A 21995-nucleotide genomic window follows, 5' to 3' on the forward strand; every position below is an offset into this window, starting at 1 on the left:
GTGAGGTGGATTCCAAGCGATGGAAGAGCTGCGTGTGCCACCGTCGTCTGCGCAGGTCCGGACACTGTGGAAGAATATGTTGCTGGTCCCCGCGATGGGTCATCGCCGGCCGGTCCGCCCTGGTGTAATGGCAGCACGCCAGCCTTTGGAGCTGTGCAGTATAGGTTCGAATCCTATGGGCGGAACCACTCGTCGCCGTGCCGCCCACGGCGCGGACGCTCGCCTCTCCGTCAGGAAGATGAGGCAGGGACATGAGTCCGGGAAAACTGGCCGACGCATCGCCCCGGCCCAATGTCAAGGGTTAAGTCTGAGGGTTGAATTCACTCCGGAAGCCCGCATTCCTGTAGACGAACCTTCCGATCCACACCAGCGCTCCATAGTATGTGGTGGCTAGAGGCATCCCCGCCCCTTGACCGCCGTTCACCCGGCGGTCCGTCCGGATCCCCCTCCGGATGGACAGTACTGAACCGGAAGCTGACAGCATGCAACCGTCTCCATCCTCGCCCCCGTCCATCGCGCCCGAACGACGTGTCACCGAACGGCTTTCAGACCAGCACGACGCGCAAGACCAGCACGACCAGCCCCGACGTCTCGGCCCCACACCGGGGATCCACGCCACCGGGCTGTCTGCGCCCGAAGCCGTGGCCCTCCCCGACCTGGCACCGCTCGACCTCTCCTGGCTGGACCCGGGGGCAGACGGCCGCTGGATGGAGTCCCCGGATGAGGCAACCCGGGCCCTCGGCAGGATCCTGGACGGCCACGGTACCGGCGGGGCGATTGTGACCGGCGAACTCGGAGACCGCCGCGAGACCATCGAATCAGCCCTCTCAGGGGTCAGCCCGGACCGGGCGGTCTTCCGGCTCCACGGCAGCCCCTTCGCGGCAGCCACCCCGTACGGAGCCCTGGCCATCCTGCTCTCGGGATTGAACGAGGCGCCCCCGGCGCAGATCCACGGCATGGTCCGGGCCCTGGCCGACTATCTGGGATCGCCCGGAGAACAGCCGGCCATCGTGATCGTGTCCCAGGCGGACCAGATCGACCCGGACACCATCACCGTCCTGGCCCAGCTGTCCCAGATCAACCGCATCACCCTGGTGGTGCACTGCGACCGGCCGACGGAGGTCCCCGTCGACCTGGCAGCCCTGCGCCGCTTGGGGACCCTGACCGGGATCACGGTCTGGCCTCTGACCCCCACGGCGAGTCACGGTCTGCTCGAAGAGGTGCTCGGGGGAACCGTGTCCCGATTCGCCTCGACCGTGCTGTGGCAGCACAGCTCGGGATCCGTCCATCGGTTGCGGCAGCTGGCCCGGGACTGCGTGGTCTCCGGGAAGCTGCGGCGCATCGATTCCAGTTGGGTCCTCGCTCCCGGGCCGCTGCCCCGCTCCACCTCGGGAGGAGCCTCGACCGCAGTATTGCGTGACCTTCCGGTGCGCCAGCGAGCGCTGCTGGAGATGCTGGCGATCTGCGGGCCCATGCGCGTCGGTGACCTCATCCACACGGGCTTCGCCGCCGAACTCGATGAGCTCGATGACGACCGGGTGCTCGAGATCAGGAACGGCCACAGCGGCCGGCTGGCCCTGGTCACCTCCGTGCAGGCGGCAGAGATCCTGGCGGCCATCGAACCGGACCGTCACCGTGAGCTGGCCAGCACCCTCGAGGCCCTCGACCCCGGGTACCTCAGTGTGCTCCGGGCGGCCCAGGATCTGGTGGCCATCGGCGATGCCGAGGGAGCCATCTCCCTGTTCTCCGAAGTCGGCCGGGCCTCGGGTGGCCGGCCGCGGGCATCCCTGACAACGGGCCGGGTCCACCTGGCCTGGGCCGAGTCACGGGCCCGGGCCGTGGTGGGGGACCTGGACGGTGCCGACGCGGCGATCCGCAGTTGCCCGGAACAGTCCGCCGTGCTCAGCGTGCAGGCCGCAGCCCTGGCCGTCGCCCGCGGAGACCTCCGTGAGGCGTTGGCCTGCTTGGACGTGGTTCCGGCCGAACACCGCCCTGAATTGCTCGACGCCGGCGGCGTGTTCTTCACGAGTGAGGCCATCCACTTCCGCGCCAGGTCCATCCGTGCCGAGGCGCTGGCCATGGCGGACGATCAGACCGGCGCCCTGGACATCCTGACCTCGCTGGACCGGGAACTCACCGGCTTCCGGACCCTGGGAATCATCAACGACGTCCTCAGCCCCTACGAGCGGGCCGTGATAGCGGAGTCCATGCTGACCGTCCTGCTGTCCTGCGGGCAGTCGCAGCGATGCCGGGAGCTGGCCGAGGCGGTCCTGGCCGGGCGACATGGAAATCCCCATGCGGTGTTGTTTGCCGATCTCGTCATCGCCGCCCTGGACGCTATGACGGGGTACCGGGACCGTGCCGAGCAACGGGCTTCACGAGCGGCGGCCCAACTGGAGGTGGCGGGCCAACCTCACGACTTCCAGCTGGCGCTCGCCATCCAGGCCTTCTGTGCCACCGACAGGAACGACCCGTCCGGCGCGGACCCCTCCCGACTGCTGGATGCCCGAGTGGAGGGGCATCCGCGAGCGGCGGCGGCCCCGTCCCTGGGACGGCTGGGCTGGCTGGCCGAACTGTTCCTGTGCTGGTCCACGGGCGAGATCCACTCCACCCGGGCGCGGACGGCGAGGGTCCTGGCGCTCGCGGACCGGGCTGCCGGCGAGGGGCTCTACGCCGTGGAGTTCTTCGCGGTGGCCAGCGCGTTCCAATGGGGCGAGACGTGGCTGGCGCCGCGGCTGGCCGAGACGGCCGCTGGCACCCAGACGCTCACCTCCCTGCCGAATCTGCTGATGTCCCGCTCGGTGCTCGAGAACGATCCGGACCTGCTGTACCGGTCCTTGGAGCAGTTGGCGGCGGCGGGGTACGCGGGGCATCTCGGGCGCATCAGCTCACCCCTGCTCAAGGATGTGCCGCACGCCCAGTTGCGGCGCCTGGCCGAGACCGCGGCTGCCTCAGGGCGCAGGGGCGGCGCGGAGACCGAGGACCTGGAGGGGGAACCGGAATGGATGGCTGAGCTGACCCGCCGGGAGAAGGAGATCTCGCGGCTGGTGGTGGCCGGCAAGAGCAACGCCATGATCGCCCGGATCAGTGGGATCTCCATCCGGACGGTGGAGGGACACCTCTACCAGATCTACGCCAAGCTGCAGCTCAAGGGCCGTGCCGAGTTGACCCGCCTGGCGGCGGCACACTCTCCGCAGCGGACCGCATCATGACGGCACCCGCCACGGGCCGGCAGATTCCCCCGCGGACTCTGCCGCGCAGGACGCAGGAGGTGGAGATCCTGGTGGACGTCCTGCAGGGTGACCGCTTCGCCGGAGCCGTGATCCTCGGTGGTCCCGGCATGGGCAAGTCCTCCCTCGTCCAGACCGCACTGGAGGTCACCGGTCGGACGGCGGACGTGCAGACCATCCAGTGCAGCCCCAACCTGCGCGAGGTGCCGTACGGAGCCCTGACGCCCCTGCTGGCGAATCTCCCCGAGCTCACCACTCCCGTGGAGGTGCTGCGTGCCCTGCAGCAGTTCGGGACGGACCCCGTGATCGTGGTGGTGGACGTCCAACACCTCGACGCAGCCAGCGCCTTCGTGCTGGCGCAGCTCGTGCAGAACCGGGCCGCCACGCTGCTGACGATCGGTACCGGCTCGCTGGGCCGCGATTCCGGCATCGCGGCCCTGGCAGACACCGGTCTGCTGAGTACCATCCGCCTGGAGCCCGCTGACCTGAAGCAGGTCCGGCGGCAGTGCACGGGAGTCCTCGACGGGCCGCTGACCGAGGCCGCCGTGCGGACCATCCACGGGATGACCGGTGGCAACCCGCGGTTGATCAACGCCTACCTGGCCTCCGCGCATGACCAGGGGATCCTCGTGAGGGCCCCGAAGGGCGCGGCACTGCCGGGACGGCCGGCGCCGTGGATGCTGTTGCGGGCCGCACCGGATCCGGACGGGCGGCTCATCGACACGGTGGAGGCCATGCATGATTCCCTGTTGCCGGGCGAACGCGAGACACTCGACCTCGTGGCCCTGGCCGGGTGGGTACCGCGGTCCCTCCTGAGGACCGTGGCGGGGGAGCACGTCCATGATCTGCTGGACTCCGGCTTCCTGCGGGAGGGGGAGTCCACGGACACGGTGGGTCCGGCGGCCGCCATCCACGCCGAGGTGCTGCGGGCCCGCATCCCGCCCGGGCGGAGCTTCGAGCTGTACAAGAAGTGGCACGCCGCAGGTGGCGATGCAGCGGAACACCGGACCGCCCGCAGCGTTCTCTGGGCGCTGGAATGCGGACAGCCCGTGCCGCTCAGCGAGATCATGGACGCCGGCTACCGCGCGCTGCAGGCCAAGGACTGGCCCACCGCCCGGGCCATGGCACCCCGCCTGTCCGAGTCACAGGATCCACGGGCCGCCCTACTCGTGTCCGAACTTATGCTCGTGGGCGGACGGACCTGGGCGGCCAGCACGGAGCTTGAGGAACTGACGGTCCGGACCACGGATCCGAACCTCAGGTTGGAGGCCCTCAGTCTGATGGCCCTGAACCGGGTGCGGACCGGGGACGCGGCCAACCCCTGGGCCGCCCTGCCCGCTTTGATGGCCCAGGTCCGGGAGCGGTTGCCGCACCACACCATCACCCCGGCGACCCTGGCCACGGTGGTGGACATGCTGGTCAACGACGCCGTCCACCTGCACCGGCCAGAACTGCTGGAGCAGGCCCGGCTCCTGGTGGAGGATCCGCAGACCCCGGACTTCACCCGGGCCATCATGCTTCTCATGCGGGCCGATGCCCTGGCCATGGCCGGGCAACCGGACGCGGCCATCCCGGCCGCGGAGAGGGCCTACGAGCTCTCGGCCACCGTCCCGGTCTTCTCCGCCCGGTTCGGTCTGGATGCCCTGGTGTACCTGGTGCTCGCCTGCATCACGGCGGGGTACACGGACCGGGCCAGAGCGGTCCTGGCGGACCAGTTGAGCCTGGAGCCACGCCAGTGGCATCAGCAGTCCGGCACCATCCTGGTCCTGCAACACCTGGCCGAGACCGCCGACGGGGTGCCGGTGCAGGCGTCCGCGTGGCTGGAGGACGCCGTCGTGGAGTTGCGGCACCACGACCCCGTTCAGATGCTCCCGTTCGCCGAGGCCCTGCTGGCACCGCAGCGGGCCGCTGTCACCGTGGGCCTGCCCAGTCCCACCGCGGAGGAGCGTGCGGTGAGGACGCCCTGCGGCCTGGAGAGCCGGTGGCTGTGGTCCCTGGCCCTGTTCAGCATCGCCGAGGACCGTCATCCGGACGCCGCGGACGAGGGCCGACCGCTGTGGCGCCGGATCCTCGAAGACCCACGGTTGGAACAGGACCCCGTCATCCGGCGGGAGATCCTGCTCAGCCTGATCCTGATGCGGGATCCCCTGGACCTGGACGAGGCCGTCATCGAAGAGCTGCACGGCATCACCACGGTCACGCAGGGACCGCGCTCAGCGGGGATCGCTCGGGCACTGGACCCGTCCCTGGCCCGGGACCCGAGGGGACTGGCCGAGGCGGCCGAGGAGGCAACCGCCTCCGGAGCGGTCCTGCCGGCGGCACTGTGCTGGGCCCGGCTGATCCTGCTGCACCACCGCGCCGGCGACCTGCGCCGACGCGGTGAGGCGCTCCGGCGGCTCAAGCATCTGCAGGGCCGGGCCGGAGTCGACTTCCCGCCGTACATCGCCGGAGCGCTGGCCCTGGGGGAGCTGACCGCGCGGGAACAGGAGATCGTGGACCTGGCGGCCCAGGGGCTGAGCAACGCCGCCGTGGCGGAGAAGCTCTTCGTCTCCCAGCGGACCGTGGAGGGACACCTGTACCGGGTCTTCACGAAGCTGGGCATCGCCGACCGATCCGAGCTGCGCGACCTCCAGTTCTGAAGCTCTGCATGAGCGCGTCTGGATTCCGGACCCGTTGAGGCACCCGTCCCCCCATCTGGGGGACGGGTGCCTCTCTCGTTGACTGCCGCACCAGTGTGGCCGGCCTCAATCCACGTGGCTGCCGGGTATCCGTAGCGAGCGGGCAAGTACCCCGCACGCGGTCCACGGAGGCAAGTCGAGTAGGCGGATACGGGTGTGTGACGGGGGTCTACAAACCTACGCTCAAGGTGTTCGTACGGAAGGCCATCCCCGGCCTTCCTGATCGGTCAACCGTCCTTCGCCACGCTCATGGGTGGCTCCCGCACCAACCCCTGGTGGGAGATCCAATGCAGTACACCGTTGTCGCCGCGCGCCGGCATGGGCTCGGGACGTGATCATGTCCCAGGCCACTGAACGCGTGATCACACCGCACCACCTCGCCGACGCGGCGCCCCGGTCCTCTCGTCGTCCGTCGCTGCGCAACCCCTTCCGCGCCTTCCGCACCTCTGTGAGGATGGTGCCCGCTGGCGGACTCCGCATCGCCACCCCCGGCTCCACCGTGGACGGGCCGGCCACGCTCCAGCGGACCGGTACCGTCCCGGCCACCTACTGGAGGGACCGATACCGGCGCAGCGTGCTCGTGACCGACGTGACCCTGGTCGTCCTGGCCACGGCCCTGGGCGGCCATGTCTCCGCACTGGCCTTCACGGATCCGGACCGGCCCGCCGTGGTGGTGGCCGGCGTCGTGGCCCTGCTGTGGGTGGGCATGCTGCAACTGTTCCGGACGCGCTCGGCGCGGAGCATGGCCGTGGGAGCGACCGAATACAAGCGGGTCCTCGATGCCACCGCAGCCACCGCCGGGCTCTTCGCGATCCTGGCCCTGCTGGTGGACGGAACCGGGGGCCGGTACTTCCTGCTCATCGCCTTCCCGGCCGGGCTGGCCGGACTGCTGACGGGCCGCTGGCTCTGGCGTGTGTGGCTGCAGCGGCGGCGCATCCACGGCTGCGCGCTGTCCGACGTCGTGGTGGTCGGTCAACCGGTCGACGTGCAGTACGTGCTGCGCCAGATCGAGCGGAAGTCCGGTGCCGCCTACCGGGTGGTCGGGGTGGTCCTGGACGGGGAGCCCACGTCCGAGGACGAGGCGGAGACCTCCCTCGCCTCCCGTCACGCCCCCAGTTTCCTCGGCACCCACCACGTCACCAACGCCGTGACACGGCTGCAGGCCGACGCCGTGATCGTGGCCGGGACGCTGACCGGCGGGAACCAGACCATCCGTGATCTCGGCTGGTCCCTCGAGGAATCCCGGGCCGAGCTGATCCTGGTGTCCTCGCTGACCAACGTGGCCGGCCCCCGGATCAGCGTCCGCCCCGTGGAGGGGCTGCCGCTGATGCACGTGGCGCAGCCCACCTTCGGCGGTGGACGCCATCTGGTCAAGCGCACCATGGACATCGCCGTCTCCGCCGTGGCGTTGCTGCTGATGCTGCCCCTCTTCGGGGTCCTGGCGTTGATGATCCATCGGGACTCACCCGGCGAAGTGTTCTTCGCCCAGACCCGCACCGGGCGCCGCGGGACGCCGTTCCGGATGTACAAGTTCCGCACCATGCGGGCGGACGCCGAGCAGCAGAAGGCCGCGCTCGTCCTCGCCAATGAGGGCGCAGGACCGCTGTTCAAGCTGAAGGCCGACCCGAGGGTCACTCGGATCGGCGCCCGGCTCCGGCACCATTCGCTGGACGAGCTGCCGCAGTTCTGGAATGTGCTCAAGGGGGACATGTCCCTCGTCGGGCCCCGGCCCCCGCTGCCGGACGAGGTGGCGGCGTATGCCGGCTACGAGGGCCGCCGGCTGTTCATCAAGCCCGGACTCACCGGTCTGTGGCAGATCAACGGCCGCTCCAACCTGGGGTGGGACGAAAGCGTCCGCCTCGATCTCTACTACGTCGAGAACTGGTCCGTCACGGGCGATCTTCAGATCATGTGGCGCACCTTCAAAGTCATGATCCAACCCGAAGGAGCGTACTGATGAGTATCGCCGCCGATTCCACCGTCAATTCCGCCCTCCGCGTCGCCGTCATCGGCGCCGGCTATTGGGGCCCCAACCTGGCCCGGAACTTCGCGATGAGCTCCGACTGGGAGCTGGTCGCCATCTGTGACATGGACCGCGAGCGGGCCGTGGAGTTGGCCCGGAAGACCGGCGAGCCGGCTGTGGTCACCTCCGTGGACGAGCTGCTCGCCGAGCACGAGGTGGACGCCGTGGCCATCGCGACGCCGGCCCGTACCCACCATGCGATCGCCATGCAGGCGATCGCCGCGGGCAAGCACGTGGTGGTGGAGAAGCCCCTGGCGGACACCACCGAGCGTGGCCGCGAAATGGTGGAGGCGGCCCGCGCCGCGGGAACCGTCCTGATGGCCGACCACACCTACTGCTACACCCCGGCCGTGCTCAAGATCCGTGAACTCATCGCCTCCGGCGAGCTGGGCGAGATCCTCTACGTGGACTCGGTCCGCATCAACCTGGGCTTGGTCCAGCCGGACGTGGACGTCTTCTGGGACCTGGCCCCGCATGACCTCTCCATCCTGGACTTCATCCTCCCGGGCGGCCTGGAACCGGTGGCCGTCTCGGCCCAGGGGGCTGACCCGCTGCACTCCGGGAAGGCCTGCGTGGGCTACCTGGCCCTGCCGCTGGCCAACGGCGCCCTGGCCCACGTCCACGTCAACTGGTTGTCCCCGACCAAGATCCGCCAGATGGTGATCGGCGGCAGCAAGAAGACCCTGGTCTGGGACGATCTGAACCCGCAACAGCGGCTGAGCGTCTTCGACCGGGGCGTGGACCTGGGCCGCCAGGAACAGGTCTTCGAGGACGCGGCCTCCCGCAAGGGCGCGGCCATCTCCTACCGCCTGGGGGACACCTGGTCCCCGGCGCTGTCCGAGTTCGAGCCCCTGGGCCTGATGGTCACCTCCTTCGCCGAGGCCATCCGCAAGGACCAACCGGCGCCCACCGACGGCAGTTCCGCGCTGCGGGTGCTGGCCGTGCTGGAGGCCGCCAGCGCTTCCCTGGCCGCCGGCGGAGCGAAGAAGCAGGTCGGACTCTCGGCACTCACGCCGTCCACCTACACCGACTCGACGCTGGAGGCAGCGCTGTGAACTCAGAACAGACCCCCAACCTGAACTCCCTGAACGGCGGACGGTTCCTCGTGACCGGGGGCGCCGGGACCATCGGCTCCGAGATCGTCGACCAGCTGGTGGCGGCCGGCGCCGAGAAGGTGACCATCCTGGACAACCTGGTCCGCGGGCGCCATTCCAACATCGCCGCGGCGCTGGAGAGCGGACGCGTGGAGCTCGTAGAGGGTGACATCCTCGACCGGGCCCTCGTCCGGGACCTCGTGGAGGACCGGAACGGCGTGGACGTCGTGTTCCACCAGGCCGCCATCCGCATCACCCAGTGCGCCGAGGATCCCCGGCTGGCCGTGGATGTCATGGTCAACGGCACGTTCAACGTCCTCGAGGCGGTCGCCGCCGTCGGGAATTCCGCCTCCGCCGCGGCCCGGGGGGCCCGGGCACCGAAGGTCGTCGCGGCCTCCAGCGCCTCGGTCTACGGCATGGCGGAGCAATTCCCGACGACGGAGCGTCACCATCCGTACAACAACGACACCATCTACGGCGCGGCCAAGACCTTCAACGAGGGCATGCTGGCCAGCTTCCGGGCCATGTACGGCCTGGACTACGTGATGCTGCGCTACTTCAATGTGTACGGCCCGCGCATGGACGTGCACGGCAAGTACACCGAGGTGCTCGTGCGGTGGATGGAGCGGATCGACGACGGCCTGCCGCCGTTGATCTTCGGCGACGGCAGCCAGACCATGGACTTCGTCATCGCCGGGGACATCGCCCGCGCCAACCTCCTGGCGGCGGCCAGCCCGATCACCGAGGGCGTCTACAACATCGCCTCCGGCACTGAGACCTCGCTTCAGGACCTCGCCGAGGCCCTACTGCGCGTCATGGGCTCGGATCTGCCGATTGAGTACGGGCCCGAACGGGCCGTGAACTCCGTGGTCCGCCGCCTCGCGGACACCTCTGCCGCCGAACGGGACCTCGGGTTCCGCGCCACCACCGGACTCGACGAGGGCCTGCGACGGCTCGTCGACTGGTGGCGGCCCCTTCGCGAGGAAGTTGCCGCCGGCCGCTCCCTCATCACTAGCGCCTCGGCCACCACCTGAACCGCCCGAACAAGAACCGGAAAGACGACGATGAGCAGAATCAGCGTGATGAAGCCCTGGCTGGGCCCGGAGGAGACCGAAGCGGTCTCCCGGGTCATCGCCTCGGGCTGGGTCGCCCAGGGGCCCCGGACCGTCGAGTTCGAACGGGCCTTCAGTACGGCCCATGGTGTGTCCCACGGCGTGGCCACCTCCTCCTGCACCACCGCCCTGCACCTGGCACTGCTCGTGGCCGGGGTGCAGCCCGGCGACGATGTCATCGTCCCCTCCTTCTCCTTCATCGCCACGGCCAACGTGGTGACCTATGTGGGAGCCCGGCCGGTGTTCGCGGACGTGGACCTGGTGACCGGCAACGTGACCGCCGAGACTCTGGACTCCGTGCTGACCCCCCGCACCACGGCCGTGATCGCCGTGGACCAGGGCGGCGTCCCCGTGGACCTGGATCCGATCCGGACCCTGTGCGACCGGCATTCCCTGGCCCTGATCGAGGACGCCGCCTGCGGGGCGGGGTCCACGTACCGCGGATTCCCCGTCGGCGTAGGGGCGGATGTGACCGCCTGGTCCTTCCACCCGCGCAAGCTGCTCACCACCGGTGAGGGCGGCATGCTCACCACGGACAACCCCGAGTGGGCCGCCCGCGCCCGGCGGCTGCGGGAGCACTCCATGGACGTGTCCGCAGCTGAGCGGCACACCTCCGTGCTGCCCGTCCAGGAGAGCTACCCCGAAGTGGGGTTCAACTATCGGATGACGGACCTGCAGGCGGCCATGGGCCTGGTCCAGCTGGGCAAGCTCCCGGAGATGGTCCGCCGCCGCCGCGCCCTGGCGGACGACTACCGGGCCGTGCTGTCCACCCTGGCCGGTCTGCGCTACGTCACGGACCCGGAGTACGGCACCTCCAACTTCCAGTCCTTCTGGATCGAGGTCCTGCCGGACTTCCCGCTGAACCGGGAGGAACTGCTCGCGTGGCTGGCGGCGGACGGAATCTCCGCCCGACGGGGGATCATGGCGGCCCACCGCCAGGGCGCCTACGCCGGACACTCCGGCCTGGTCAGGCCTTTGCCCATGACCGAGAGGCTCACCGACAACACGCTGATCCTGCCGGTGTTCCACTCCATGACCGAGGACGAGCACCGCCGGGTGACCGCGAGCCTCCGGGCCGCCGCGGAATCCCCGCGCAACACCCGCAACCACTCGACCATCATGGGGAGCCGATAGCCATGACACGGATCCTCCTGGTGGCCGCCAGCGGCCTGGCCCGCGAGGCGCTGGCCTCCATCCGGTCCTCGGGCCGGGACACGGTGGTGGGCTTCCTCGATGACGACGAGGCACTGCACGGCACCGTACTGGATGGTGTCCCCGTGCTCGGGGGCCTCCACGAGGCGGCCCGGCACCGGGAGAAGCTACTGCTGTGCGCCGGCCAGGGCCGCAGCCGCGCCGCCATCGAGGCCCGGTTTTCCGGGCTGGGCGTGGAGGAGGGTCGCTATGCCACCCATGTGCACCCCTCGGTGGTGATCGGCGGGGGCAGCCGGATCGGGGCGGGGTCCATTCTCCTGGCCGGTTGCGTGCTGACCAGTGATGTCACCCTGGGCCGCCACACGGTGCTGATGCCGCGCACCGTGCTCACGCATGATGACGTCCTCGGAGACCACGTCACCTGTGCGGCCGGCACCACGCTGGCCGGCCGGGTGCACGTGGGTTCCCGGGCCTACCTCGGCATGCAGGCGTCCGTCCGGCAGGACATCCGGGTGGGGGAGGACGCCGTCATCGGGATGGGGGCCGTGGTGCTGCAGGACGTGCCAGACGCCCAGACCTGGGCCGGAAACCCAGCCGGACCGCTCCGCAGAACGGTACCGGCCGGCGTCGTGGGCCAGAGTCCCGGCGCCCACGCCAGGCTTCGCACCCCGAAAGGAACCGCATCATGAGGATTCTGATCTGCCCCCACCAGCTCGGCATGGTCGGGAGCCAGCTGAACGCGATCGAGATGGCCTCGGCCATGCGGCACTACGGCCACGAGCCGATGATCTACTCGGCCCCCGGCGTCCTCACGGAGCTCCTGCGGGATAGCGGCCTCGAGTGGGCCGAGGCCCCCGCCCCGGACGCCCCCGGACTGGGATGGTCCCGGCGGCTGGAGGAGATCGTCCGGCAGCACCGCATCGACCTGATCCACGCCTACGAGTGGCGGCCCTGCCTGCAGGCGGCCTTCGGCGCCGGGCGGCAGATCCCCCTGCTGATGTCCGTCATGTCCATGGACGTGCCCCGGTTCCTGCCCACCCACGTGCCCCTTGTCGTCGGGACCCCGGAACTCCACCAGCGGATGCTGGATCAGGGCCGCCGGGCCCACCTGCTGGAACCGCCCGTGGACATGGACCGGTACCGGACCACGGACATCGCCGCGGCCCGCGCCCGGTTCGGCATCCCGGACGGCGCCCTGGTGATCTCGATCGTCTCGATGCTCTCCACGGCCCTCGAGAAGCTCCAGGGCGTGCTGGAGGCCATCCGCGTGGTGGACCGGATGGCGGCGACCCGGCCCGTCCGGCTCTTGATCGCGGGAGACGGAGAGGGCCTGCAAGCCGTTCAGCGGCGGGCGGACGCCGTCAACGCCCACCACGGCTGGACCGTGGTGCAACCGGTGGGCTTCCAGCTGGACGCTGCCCCGGCCTACGAGGCAGCGGACATCGTGCTGGGCATGGGGTCCTCCGCCATCAAGGGACTGGCCCACGCCAAGCCGCTTGTGGTCCACGGCGAGGCCGGATTCTGGCGGACCCTGGACGAGACCACCGCTGCGGGTTTCCTGCACCGCGGCTGGTACGGCCGGGGCGGAGCCGGCATCCGCGACCTGGCCGGGGCGTTGGAATCCCTGGCGGAGTCGTCCGCGCGGCGCCGGCAGCTGGGCGCCTTCGGCCGCGACCTCGTGGCCACCCGCTATGACCTGGACCGGGCCGCCGAGCACCTGGCCGCCCTGTACGTGGACACGGCCCTGGGCCGGTCTCCTCGGGCTGCCGTGGCCCGGTCCCTCGCACGCTCCGCCGCCACCAGCGCGCGGTACTTCACCTCCATGCGCTTCGGGTCCGTGGTGGACCGCGAACAGTGGGCCCGGGAAGGAGCCATCGCATGACCACCCTCACACCACCGACGTCGGCCACCCAGCCGACTTCCCAGGCCGCCCAGACCTCCCAGACCTCCCAGACCTCCCCAGTCACCCGGATGGATACCGACGCCCCCGACCCGGTCCCCTTCGTGGACCTCGGCGCCCAGCAGCGCGAGATCGACGCCGAAGTCCAGGCCGGTCTGCGCCGCGTCTTCGACACGACGGCCTTCATCGGCGGACCGGACGTCCAGGCGTTCGAGCGGGAATACGCCGCCTTCATCGAGGTCTCCGACTGCGTGGGCGTCGGCAACGGCACGGACGCGCTCGAGTTGGCGCTGCGGGCCGCCGGGGTGGAGCCCGGGGGAGAGGTCATCCTCCCGGCGAACACCTTCATCGCCACTGCGGAGGCCGTCAGCCGGATCGGCGCCGTGCCCGTGCTGGTGGATGTGGATCCCCAGTACCTGCTGATCGACCCCGAGGCGGCGCTCGCCGCCATGACGGCGCGCACCCAGGCCGTCATGCCGGTCCACCTCTACGGCCAGACGGCGTTCGTCGAGCGGATCCGTCCGCAGGCCGAGCGGGCCGGCGTCGCGGTCATCGAGGACGCGGCCCAATCCCAGGGGGCGTTCCGGCACGGTCGGATGGCCGGCAGCCTGGGGCTGGCGGCCGGCACCAGCTTCTATCCGGGGAAGAACCTCGGTGCCGCCGGGGACGCCGGTGCCGTGATGACCAATGACCCCGAGCTCGCGGCCCGCGTGCGGGTGCTGGGCGAGCACGGGAGCCCGTCCAAGTACCGGCACAGCACGGTCGGCATGAACTCGCGGCTGGACACGGTCCAGGCCGTGGTCCTGCGGGCCAAGCTGGCCCGGCTGGACCGGTGGAATGAGGGCCGCCGGGCTGCTGCGGCCCGGTACGCGGAGCTGCTGCGGCCGCTGGCCGATTCCGGCGACGTGTGGCTGCCCACCGCGGCCCAGGGCAATCACCACGTGTGGCACCTCTACACCGTCCAGCTCGAGAACCGAGACGCCGTGCTGGAGGCCCTGCGCGTGGCGGGGATCGGGGCCGGGGTGCACTACCCGGTTCCCGTGCACCTCACCGGTGCCTACGAGCACCTCAGCCTGACCCGGGGAGCCTTTCCCGTCACGGAGGCCGCGGCGGACCGGCTGCTCTCCCTGCCGATCTTCCCCCACATCACGGCGGAGCAGCAGGAACGCGTCGTGGCGGCCCTGGGCCGGGCCGTCGGCCGCAGCCGATCGACGTCCGTGGCGACGCCATGAGGATCATCGTCTGCCCGCATGACATGGGCATGGGGGGCAGTCAGCTCAATGCCCTTGACCTGGCGGCAGCGGTCCGGGATCGCGGCCACCACGTCATGCTGTACGCCGCACCCGGGCCACTGATGGACCGGGCACACGTCCTGGGTCTGGACCTGACCCTGTCCAACACCGGTTTGCGTCTTTCGACGGGCTGGGCGGCCGGGTTGGTGCGGCTGGCGCGCTCGTGGCGGGCAGACGTGGTGCACACCTATGAGTGGGCTCCGTCCATCGGGGCATCCTTCGGGGCCCACGGCCTCTTCGGCGTCCCGCAGGTCATGACGGTGCTGTCCATGGAGGTTCCGCGGTTCCTGCCGCGGCACCTGGACCTGGTCGTCGGGACGCGGCAACTGTGGGCTGCCGCCGATGAGCACCCCCACCGGCACCTGATGGAACCGCCCATCGACACGGTCGTCAATACGCCCTCGGACCCGTGGCCCGCCCGGCAGGTCTTCGGGATCTCTCCGGAGGACCTGGTGATCTCCCTGGTCGGGCGGATGACCACCGACCTGGACAAGTCCGGTGGCGTCATCGCGGCCATCGCCGCCGTGGATCGCCTGGCGTCACGGGAGCCCGCTGTCCTACTGCTCGCCGGAGACGGGCCGGAGCTGCCACGCATCCGGGCCGTGGCCAACCGGATCAACACCCGGCACGGCCGCCGAGTGATCCTGACCCCGGGCAGCCTTGCGGACCCGGTCCCGGCCTATGCCGCGGCGGACGTCGTGCTCGGCATGGGCAGCTCCGTCCTGCGCGGCATGGCCTTCGCGAAGCCTGCCATCGTGCTCGGGGCCGATGGCTTCTGCGAGCCGGTCACAGCCCAGACACTGGGCGCCTTCGACTGGCAGGGCTTCTACGGCATCGGCGACGGAGGGGAGTACCCGCTGTTGGCTCCCCTGACCGAGCTCGCCCGTGATGCGGCCGAGCGACGCCGCCGCGGCGAGTGGTCCCGCGCTGTGGTGGAGGACCATCACAGCCTGCGCCGGGCCGCACTGCTCCTCGACAACATCTACGGCAACGCCCGGGAACGCCGCAGTGGTGTGGCCCGCCGGACGGCCTCGCTGGCCCGCTCGGCAGCCGGGCTCGGATCCTTCCTGGCCGGTCGGATCCTCGACGGGAGCGCCGCGGCATGAGCATCCGGACCGTGCGGGCCACCGGCAGGCGGGGGCACCACGCCACGACGGAGGTCCACACCACCGTCAGCGCCGGCATCCGGCACGGCCTGGCCTGGAGCACCGTCAGCAGCATGGTGCTCCGTCTGGGGACCTTCTCAGTGGGCATCTTCCTGGCCCGGATGTTCACGCCGGAGCAGTTCGGGCTGTATGCCGTGGTGCTGACGGTGCAGACGGTGATGATGACCCTGGCCGACTTCGGGCTGAGCTCGGACCTGATCCGCTCCGCCAACCACCGGGCCAAGGCACCCACCGTGGCCACCATGGCAGTGCTCATCTCGGCGGTCCTCACCGGGGCCATGGCCGCCGGGTCAGGCTGGCTGGCGGAGGTGCTGGGCGCACCTGGAACGGGGCCGGTCCTCGCGGTGATGTCGCTGACCCTGTTGATCGCCGGTATCGGTGTGGTCCCCTATGCCACGCTGCAGAGGACCTTCCGGCAGAAACAGGTCTTCGTCATCGCGGTGGCTGACTTCGTGGTCGGTACCGTCCTGTTGGTGGCCCTGGTGCTCGGCGGCTGGGGAGTCATGGCTCTCGCCGTGTCCCGCGTGGTCGCCCAACTCGTGGCCGTCATCCTGCAATTCGTCTTGTCCGGGGAACGTCCCCGCTACGGCTTCAACCGGTCCCTCGCCAAGGGCGTCTGGCTCTTCGGACTGCCGGTGGCCGGGGCCAACCTGTTGTCCTGGGTGCTGCTCGGGGCGGACAAGGTCCTCGTCTCCTCCCTGGCCGGTGCCACCGTGCTCGGGTTCTATTTCCTGGCGTTCAACATCTCCAACTGGCCGATGAGCGTGCTCGGCCAAGTCGTCCGCTCCGTCTCCCTGCCTGCCTTCTCACGCGTTGCCTCTGGCCCGAAGGACCGCTCGCTGGCCACAGCGCTGGCCCCCGTGTGGGCCGTCTCGGTACTGGTGGGGAGCATGCTGGTGTTCTTGGCGGGGCCGGTCATCGAGTTGGTCTACGGAGGCCGCTGGTTGGCCGCAGCCCCCCTGTTGATGGTGCTGGCCGCCTTCGGGGCGCTGCGCACCGTCCTGGACCTGTCCACCTCCTACCTGCTGGCTCGCGGCGAGTCCGGCCGCGTGCTGAGATTGCAGGTCGCCTGGATGGTGGTGCTGCTGCCATTGCTGGTGGCCGGCACCCTCACCGGCAGCGGCATCGGTGCCGCCGTGGGTCATGTGGTGTCCAGCATCGTCCTGCTCGCACTGTACGCGCGCTCCCTAGCCGTGGTCGGGGTGGACATCGCCGCCGTCTGGGCCGTGTTCTGGCCGCCGCTACTGGCGGTCATCCCGGCCGCCCTCGCCACCTGGCTCGTCACGCTCGCCGGCCCGAATCCTCTCGTGGACCTCATAGGCGGAGGCGCCGCCGGCACCGTCGTCTACGGGATGGTCCTGTACCGGTGGATGCGCCAACGACTCTCCGAAGCCCGCCTTCTGGGAGAGGACGAGGTCCTCGAGGAGGAGCCTGGCACCGCCGTCCCCACCGTCCGGCCGGTCAACGTGAAGACCGCTGATCCTGCCGTCCAGCACCCTGCAACCACATCGGAGACCACCTCTTGAGCACTGCGACCGCCGTGATCTACCACCGCACGCTGACCCTGCCCACTCACCGGAACGCCGCCGCCCCCTCCGGCACCGGACGCCCCCTCGCGCCTGCCGAGACCACCGTCATCGGAACGGCGATGGACAGAACGGGAACCGCGGTGGGGAATGGCGCCGACGCGTCCGTGCCGCTGGCCACCGTCACCGTGGTGATCCCCTGCTTCAACTACGGCCGATTCCTGCACGGCGCCGTCACCAGCGTGTTGTCTCAGGACGAGGTCGAGGTGGACGTGGTGATCGTGGATGACTGCTCCACGGATGACAGCGTCCTGGTCGCCGAGGCCCTCGCCGCTGCCGACGATCGTGTCCGGGTGGTGCGTCATGCGAAGAACCGGGGCGCCGTGCAGACCTTCAATGACGGCTTGGCTGAGGCACGGGGGGAATTCCTCGTGCGGTTGGACGCTGACGACCTGCTGACCCCAGGTTCGCTGGCCCGGGCCGTCCGCCTGGCCCGCCGGTTCCCCTCAGTGGGCCTGGTGTACGGCCATCCGGTGCACTTCATGGACGGGCAGCGGCTGCCGCCGGCCCGGGACCGGGCCACCTCGTGGACTGTGTGGCCCGGAGCCAGCTGGGTGCAGGAGCGTTGTGCGGACGGTCGCAATGTCATCACCTCGGCGGAGGTGTTGATGCGCCGCTCCGTGGTGGAACGCGTGGGAGGTCAGCGGGACCTGGCCCACACCCATGACATGGAGATGTGGCTCCGGCTGGCCTCGTTCAGCGACGTCGGGTACGTCCACGGGGCGGACCAGGCCTGGCATCGGGATCACCCGGCCAGCCTTTCTGCCCGTGAGGTGGACGTCGCCGTGGACCTGGCAGAACGGAGGCTGGCCTTCAGCACGTTGTTCTCGGGTGCAGCCGGCAGCCTTCCTTGGGCCGTGGAGGCGTGCCGGACGGTGAGGGACCGGTTGGACCGGGAAACCCTGGAGTTGCTCTCACACGAGGTGGACGCCAACGGCGGGAACTCTCCGATGTTCGCCCGTCTGCTCGAACTGGAGCTGACACCTACCCGCCGGAACCTGACCTCGCGTGATCGCATCCTGCGCCGGGCCGCACGCTCCCGCGGCCCAGCTGACCGCGCGATGTCCCTGAGCCGCCGGGCCACCGCACGGTTACGACGGGAACGGGAGTTCCGCAACTGGCACCAGAACGGGGTGTACTCCAGATGAAGACGAGCACGGTCATCAGAACCGTCGGCGAACGGATCCAGCGTGACGGCTGGGCCAGCGCGGCGCGGTCTGCCTCCCGGAAGGCCGGCGAACTCGCCGGCCGTCGTCTGGCCTGGGACGAGCCCTCGCTGTCCTTGGCAGCGAAGGACATCCACGACGCCGGCCCCGTCCCCGCCCAGCCGGGGCGCACGGTGGACCGGTTGCGCGTGGGCATCGTCTGCTTCCCTCCCAGCGCCGGTTCCGGTGGGCATACGACTCTGTTCCGGATGGTCCGCGCCCTCGAGGAACGAGGACATCACTGCACCCTGGTGTTCTACGATCCCCTCGCGGGGGACGTGGACCGCCACGTGCCGGTGATCCGCCGTGCCTGGCCGGACCTGGACGCGGACATCGCCAGCGTGGACGACGGCTTCGGCAGCTACGACGCCGTGGTGGCCAGCTCCTGGGAGACCGCTCACGTGGTCGCCAGCAGAAATCGGACCGCGATGGGGTTCTACTTCATCCAGGACTACGAGCCCTTCTTCTTCCCCCATGGATATCTGTACGACCTGGCGGAGTCCAGCTACGCCCTCGGCCTGCAGAACATCGCGTTGGGCGGCATGGTGGCCACCGAGATGCGCCGCCAGCGGGACCTGGAACCGGACCTGCTGGTGCCGTTCGGCTGCGACACCGCCACCTACCGGTTGCTGGAATCCCCGGAACCCCGGCACGGCATCGTCTACTACGCCAAGAGGACCGTGGACCGGCGGGGCTATCTGCTGGCCAAGGAGACCTTGGAGCGCTTCCATCAGCTGTGCCCGGACCAGCCGATCCACATCGTGGGGGACAGGGTGCGGGGCTGGGACATCCCCGTGGAGCAGCACGGATCCGTTCCGCCCGCCGCACTGAACCAGTTGTACAACCGCACGATCGCCTCCCTGGCAATGTCCTTCACCAACGTTTCGCTGGTTCCCGGCGAACTGCTGGCAGCTGGCAACGTCCCGGTCCTCAACGACCTGCCCGGGCCCCGCCTTGACCTGGACTCTCCGGACGCCGTGTGGGTTCCGGGTCGCCCAGACGCCCTGGCCTCAGCCCTCGCCGAGGTGGTGCGAGCGGACGCTGCGAGCATCGTCAGTCGCGCTCGACGCCTTGCCCTTCGTCCGCGACCGTCCTGGGCGGTGGCCCAGTCGATGACTGCGGATTTCATCGAGGACACGGTGCGACGCGGCACCGTCCCGAAGCCCGGCGAGTACCGCCCGCCGCCAGTGTCAGCGCCTCCCCGGAGCCCGAGTGATCGGGCAGGACTCCGTACCCCTGGAAGGGAGGTCTCATGACCACCATGGCCGTCATCACCCCCTCATACCGCCCGGACCTGGCCGGATTCCGCAGACTGCACGCCTCGGTCCGCCGCTATACGGACGCTAGTGTGAACCACCACGTGATCGTCCCCGGGCGGGACGCACCCCTATACCGGGACATCGGCAGCGATCGTCTCGTGGTCTGGACCTATCAGGACGTGTTGCCCGCCGGTGTGACCCCCACCGACCGGCTCGCCCTGGCGACGAAGAGGGTCCCCGGCCTGCCGGCGTCGTTCAACTGTGCCGCGATCAACTGGAGACGGCCGTGGAAGCCGGTGCGTGGTTGGGTGCTGCAGCAGATCGTCAAGATGTGCATGGTCGATCGCGTGACGGCAGACGTCCTGGTCAACATCGACTCGGATGTCGTCCTGGTCCGGCGGCTGGGGCCGGATCACGTTGTCCAGGACGGGACCGTCCGCCTCTATACCCTGGAGGACTCCATCGGCCCGGAGATGCGGCACTACCGGTGGGCTGAGACCGCCCACGAACTGCTGGGGCTTCCCTGGACCGGCGAGGACAGCTACCCGGACCACATCGCCGGCCTGGTGTCCTGGGATCCTCGTCTGCTGCGCGCCTGCCTGGACCGGGTCGAAGAGGTGTCCGGAACTTCCTGGGTCCAGGCGATCGCGGAACAACTGCAGTTCAGTGAGGACTTCCTCTACGGCACCTACGTACGCACGTTCGGCTCGGAGCAGGACTTGCGCTTCCAGCCGGATACCACGCTGTGTCACAGCTACTGGGAAACAGAGGCCATGGCTGCTGACCAGGTGGAGCGCTTCGTCGCAGGCTTCGGGGACGAGGACTGCGCCGTCCATATCCAGTCCAATACGGAGACAGACGACCAGGTCTTCCGTGCCGTCGTCGAGCGACTGAGCGGGGCATCACCACGATGACCGCGCCCAGCACGGCCCTGGCGCCGTCCGGCCACCTGGCAGCTCGCCCCACGGGTGGGCCCCTGGTGCTGCGATGGACGATGTTCCTGGTGGTGGGATTTCCCGCCTACCTGGTCCTGGAACCGATGGGGGCCTCTGGCGGGGTGGCCCAGTTGCTGGCGCTCGTCCTGTTGGGCTTCTGGCTGGCATCGGCGGTGTTCGGACGGTTCTCCCTCTGGGAGTTCCGGCATCCGGCTCGCGTGGGCATGATGGTCTGGTTCCTGGTGTCGCTGTTGAGCTACGCCTCGCTGATGGCGGGAATGAGCGGCACCTCGACGGTGGTGGAACGGGCATCTGCCGACCGATGGCTGCTGTTGTTGGTGGCCGGGATCGGCCTGACCCTGTCCGTCACCCAGTGCCTGCTGACCCGCGAGGACGTTCGGAGGGCCGTCGGTTGGATGCTGGCCGGGGCCAGCGCGTCCGGCTTGGTGGCTGCGTTGCAGTTCACGACCCTGACGAATCCTGTCGACTGGATTGCCACGTTCCTGCCGGGCTTCCAAGACAACGGGTCCGGCACGCCATTCCAGCCCCGCGGGTCTTTCACCCGGGTGGCCGGCATGACCATGCATCCCATCGAACTGGGCGTGGTGAGCAGCATGCTGCTACCCCTGTCGATTTGGTGGGGGCTGTTCTCCACCTGGTCCAAGGCCTGGCGGCGGTGGGTCCCGGCCGCCATGTTGGCGATCTGTTGCGTCGCCACCGTTTCCCGATCGGCCATGCTGGGCCTCGTCGTCAGCGCTGCGGTGATGATCCCGTACCTTCCCCGGACCGCGCGACGGTGGGCCCTGGTGGCCGCCCCAACGTTCCTGATCGTGTTGTTCGTGGCCATCCCGGGGATGGTGTCCACCCTCTTCGGCACCGCTACCGCGGGCAGCTCGGACCCGTCCATCACGGCCAGGACCGATGACTATCCACTGGCGTGGACGCTCTTGGTCCAGCAGCCGGTCTTCGGCTACGGGCCCGGAACCTGGATGCCCGTCAATGCCATGGACATCTTTGACAACGAATACCTCTTCACAGCCGTCACCATGGGCGTCGTGGGACTGGCCGGACTGGTGATCTACCTGCTGGTGCCCGCGCTGGCGTCGATGCTGGCGGGCCGATACGCCCCGGACCCCGAACTGCGGCTACTGGCAGGGAGCGTTGCCGCTGCCATGTTCGTGGCCCTTGTCTCCTCGGCTGCGTTCGATTCGATGTCCTTCAACACCTTTGCCCTACTGGTGCCGATCTTCGTCGGCCTGGCGGGCACAGTCTGGCTTCTCGTCCTGCAACACCACAATCAGACCCCGGGGATCGAACGATCCACTGGAGACCACAGCAATCCGCAAGAAATACGGAGGTAGAC

The 21995-nt window shown here is 69.6% G+C and carries 15 protein-coding genes and 1 tRNA gene; all 16 read left to right on the forward strand.

Annotated features, from left to right (window positions below; all coding sequences use genetic code 11):
* The first annotated feature begins 113 nt into the window (after positions 1 to 113).
* The 16 genes from C8E99_RS00805 (at position 114) to C8E99_RS00880 (ending at position 21993) form a co-directional block, all read left to right on the forward strand.
* A tRNA-Gln gene (locus tag C8E99_RS00805) sits at positions 114 to 188 on the forward strand.
* Positions 189 to 482: 294 nt separating this feature from the next.
* Complete coding sequence (locus tag C8E99_RS00810) at positions 483 to 3212, forward strand: helix-turn-helix transcriptional regulator (RefSeq protein ID WP_147301149.1); 2730 nt, start codon at positions 483 to 485, stop codon at positions 3210 to 3212.
* Positions 3209 to 5869, forward strand: a complete 2661-nt coding sequence (locus C8E99_RS00815) for a helix-turn-helix domain-containing protein (protein ID WP_115930678.1) — start codon at positions 3209 to 3211, stop codon at positions 5867 to 5869. Before C8E99_RS00810 ends, C8E99_RS00815 begins: the two co-directional genes overlap by 4 nt.
* Positions 5870 to 6245: 376 nt before the next feature.
* A complete protein-coding gene (locus tag C8E99_RS00820) occupies positions 6246 to 7865 on the forward strand; it encodes a sugar transferase (RefSeq protein WP_115933108.1) in 1620 nt (539 codons plus the stop codon).
* On the forward strand, positions 7865 to 8986 hold the full coding sequence (locus C8E99_RS00825) for a Gfo/Idh/MocA family protein (protein WP_115930679.1): 1122 nt from the start codon (positions 7865 to 7867) through the stop codon (positions 8984 to 8986). Before C8E99_RS00820 ends, C8E99_RS00825 begins: the two co-directional genes overlap by 1 nt.
* A 20-nt stretch (positions 8987 to 9006) precedes the next feature.
* The gene (locus C8E99_RS00830) at positions 9007 to 10059 is read left to right on the forward strand and encodes an SDR family NAD(P)-dependent oxidoreductase (RefSeq protein ID WP_115933109.1); all 1053 of its coding nucleotides are present in this window, start codon (positions 9007 to 9009) and stop codon (positions 10057 to 10059) included.
* Between the two features lie 30 nt (positions 10060 to 10089).
* Positions 10090 to 11271 carry a DegT/DnrJ/EryC1/StrS family aminotransferase gene (locus C8E99_RS00835; RefSeq protein ID WP_170144495.1) on the forward strand — a complete coding sequence of 394 codons (1182 nt, stop codon included), beginning with the start codon at positions 10090 to 10092 and terminating at the stop codon, positions 11269 to 11271.
* A 2-nt stretch (positions 11272 to 11273) separates the two neighbouring features.
* Complete coding sequence (locus C8E99_RS00840; protein ID WP_115930681.1) at positions 11274 to 11978, forward strand: acetyltransferase; 705 nt, start codon at positions 11274 to 11276, stop codon at positions 11976 to 11978.
* Positions 11975 to 13171 (forward strand): glycosyltransferase family 4 protein, encoded by a 1197-nt coding sequence (locus C8E99_RS00845; RefSeq protein WP_115930682.1) that lies wholly within the window; start codon positions 11975 to 11977, stop codon positions 13169 to 13171. Before C8E99_RS00840 ends, C8E99_RS00845 begins: the two co-directional genes overlap by 4 nt.
* Positions 13168 to 14421 (forward strand): DegT/DnrJ/EryC1/StrS family aminotransferase, encoded by a 1254-nt coding sequence (locus C8E99_RS00850; protein WP_342767548.1) that lies wholly within the window; start codon positions 13168 to 13170, stop codon positions 14419 to 14421. The genes C8E99_RS00845 and C8E99_RS00850 overlap by 4 nt, the downstream gene beginning before the upstream one ends.
* A complete protein-coding gene (locus C8E99_RS00855; RefSeq protein WP_115930683.1) occupies positions 14418 to 15587 on the forward strand; it encodes a glycosyltransferase in 1170 nt (389 codons plus the stop codon). Before C8E99_RS00850 ends, C8E99_RS00855 begins: the two co-directional genes overlap by 4 nt.
* On the forward strand, positions 15584 to 17173 hold the full coding sequence (locus C8E99_RS00860; RefSeq protein WP_115930684.1) for a lipopolysaccharide biosynthesis protein: 1590 nt from the start codon (positions 15584 to 15586) through the stop codon (positions 17171 to 17173). Before C8E99_RS00855 ends, C8E99_RS00860 begins: the two co-directional genes overlap by 4 nt.
* Positions 17170 to 18381 carry a glycosyltransferase family 2 protein gene (locus C8E99_RS00865; protein WP_211308962.1) on the forward strand — a complete coding sequence of 404 codons (1212 nt, stop codon included), beginning with the start codon at positions 17170 to 17172 and terminating at the stop codon, positions 18379 to 18381. Before C8E99_RS00860 ends, C8E99_RS00865 begins: the two co-directional genes overlap by 4 nt.
* Entirely contained in the window at positions 18378 to 19694 is a 1317-nt protein-coding gene (locus C8E99_RS00870) for a glycosyltransferase family protein (RefSeq protein WP_211308963.1), read from the forward strand. Before C8E99_RS00865 ends, C8E99_RS00870 begins: the two co-directional genes overlap by 4 nt.
* Positions 19691 to 20611 carry a DUF6492 family protein gene (locus C8E99_RS00875; RefSeq protein WP_115930685.1) on the forward strand — a complete coding sequence of 307 codons (921 nt, stop codon included), beginning with the start codon at positions 19691 to 19693 and terminating at the stop codon, positions 20609 to 20611. The genes C8E99_RS00870 and C8E99_RS00875 overlap by 4 nt, the downstream gene beginning before the upstream one ends.
* Positions 20608 to 21993 (forward strand): O-antigen ligase family protein, encoded by a 1386-nt coding sequence (locus tag C8E99_RS00880; RefSeq protein ID WP_115930686.1) that lies wholly within the window; start codon positions 20608 to 20610, stop codon positions 21991 to 21993. The genes C8E99_RS00875 and C8E99_RS00880 overlap by 4 nt, the downstream gene beginning before the upstream one ends.
* The last annotated feature ends 2 nt before the right edge of the window (positions 21994 to 21995 follow it).

The sequence above is a fragment of the Citricoccus muralis genome (assembly GCF_003386075.1).
Taxonomy (GTDB): domain Bacteria; phylum Actinomycetota; class Actinomycetes; order Actinomycetales; family Micrococcaceae; genus Citricoccus; species Citricoccus muralis.

Bases quoted from the DNA above. Each gene is read 5' to 3' on its own strand.
- C8E99_RS00850 (WP_342767548.1), top strand. From the start codon at position 13,168: ATGACCACCCTCACACCACCGACGTCGGCCACCCAGCCGACTTCCCAG.
- C8E99_RS00870 (WP_211308963.1), top strand. From the start codon at position 18,378: ATGAAGACGAGCACGGTCATCAGAACCGTCGGCGAACGGATCCAGCGT.
- C8E99_RS00880 (WP_115930686.1), top strand. From the start codon at position 20,608: ATGACCGCGCCCAGCACGGCCCTGGCGCCGTCCGGCCACCTGGCAGCT.
- C8E99_RS00835 (WP_170144495.1), top strand. From the start codon at position 10,090: ATGAGCAGAATCAGCGTGATGAAGCCCTGGCTGGGCCCGGAGGAGACC.
- C8E99_RS00810 (WP_147301149.1), top strand. From the start codon at position 483: ATGCAACCGTCTCCATCCTCGCCCCCGTCCATCGCGCCCGAACGACGT.
- C8E99_RS00875 (WP_115930685.1), top strand. From the start codon at position 19,691: ATGACCACCATGGCCGTCATCACCCCCTCATACCGCCCGGACCTGGCC.
- C8E99_RS00860 (WP_115930684.1), top strand. From the start codon at position 15,584: ATGAGCATCCGGACCGTGCGGGCCACCGGCAGGCGGGGGCACCACGCC.
- C8E99_RS00855 (WP_115930683.1), top strand. From the start codon at position 14,418: ATGAGGATCATCGTCTGCCCGCATGACATGGGCATGGGGGGCAGTCAG.
- C8E99_RS00825 (WP_115930679.1), top strand. From the start codon at position 7,865: ATGAGTATCGCCGCCGATTCCACCGTCAATTCCGCCCTCCGCGTCGCC.
- C8E99_RS00820 (WP_115933108.1), top strand. From the start codon at position 6,246: ATGTCCCAGGCCACTGAACGCGTGATCACACCGCACCACCTCGCCGAC.
- C8E99_RS00815 (WP_115930678.1), top strand. From the start codon at position 3,209: ATGACGGCACCCGCCACGGGCCGGCAGATTCCCCCGCGGACTCTGCCG.
- C8E99_RS00840 (WP_115930681.1), top strand. From the start codon at position 11,274: ATGACACGGATCCTCCTGGTGGCCGCCAGCGGCCTGGCCCGCGAGGCG.
- C8E99_RS00845 (WP_115930682.1), top strand. From the start codon at position 11,975: ATGAGGATTCTGATCTGCCCCCACCAGCTCGGCATGGTCGGGAGCCAG.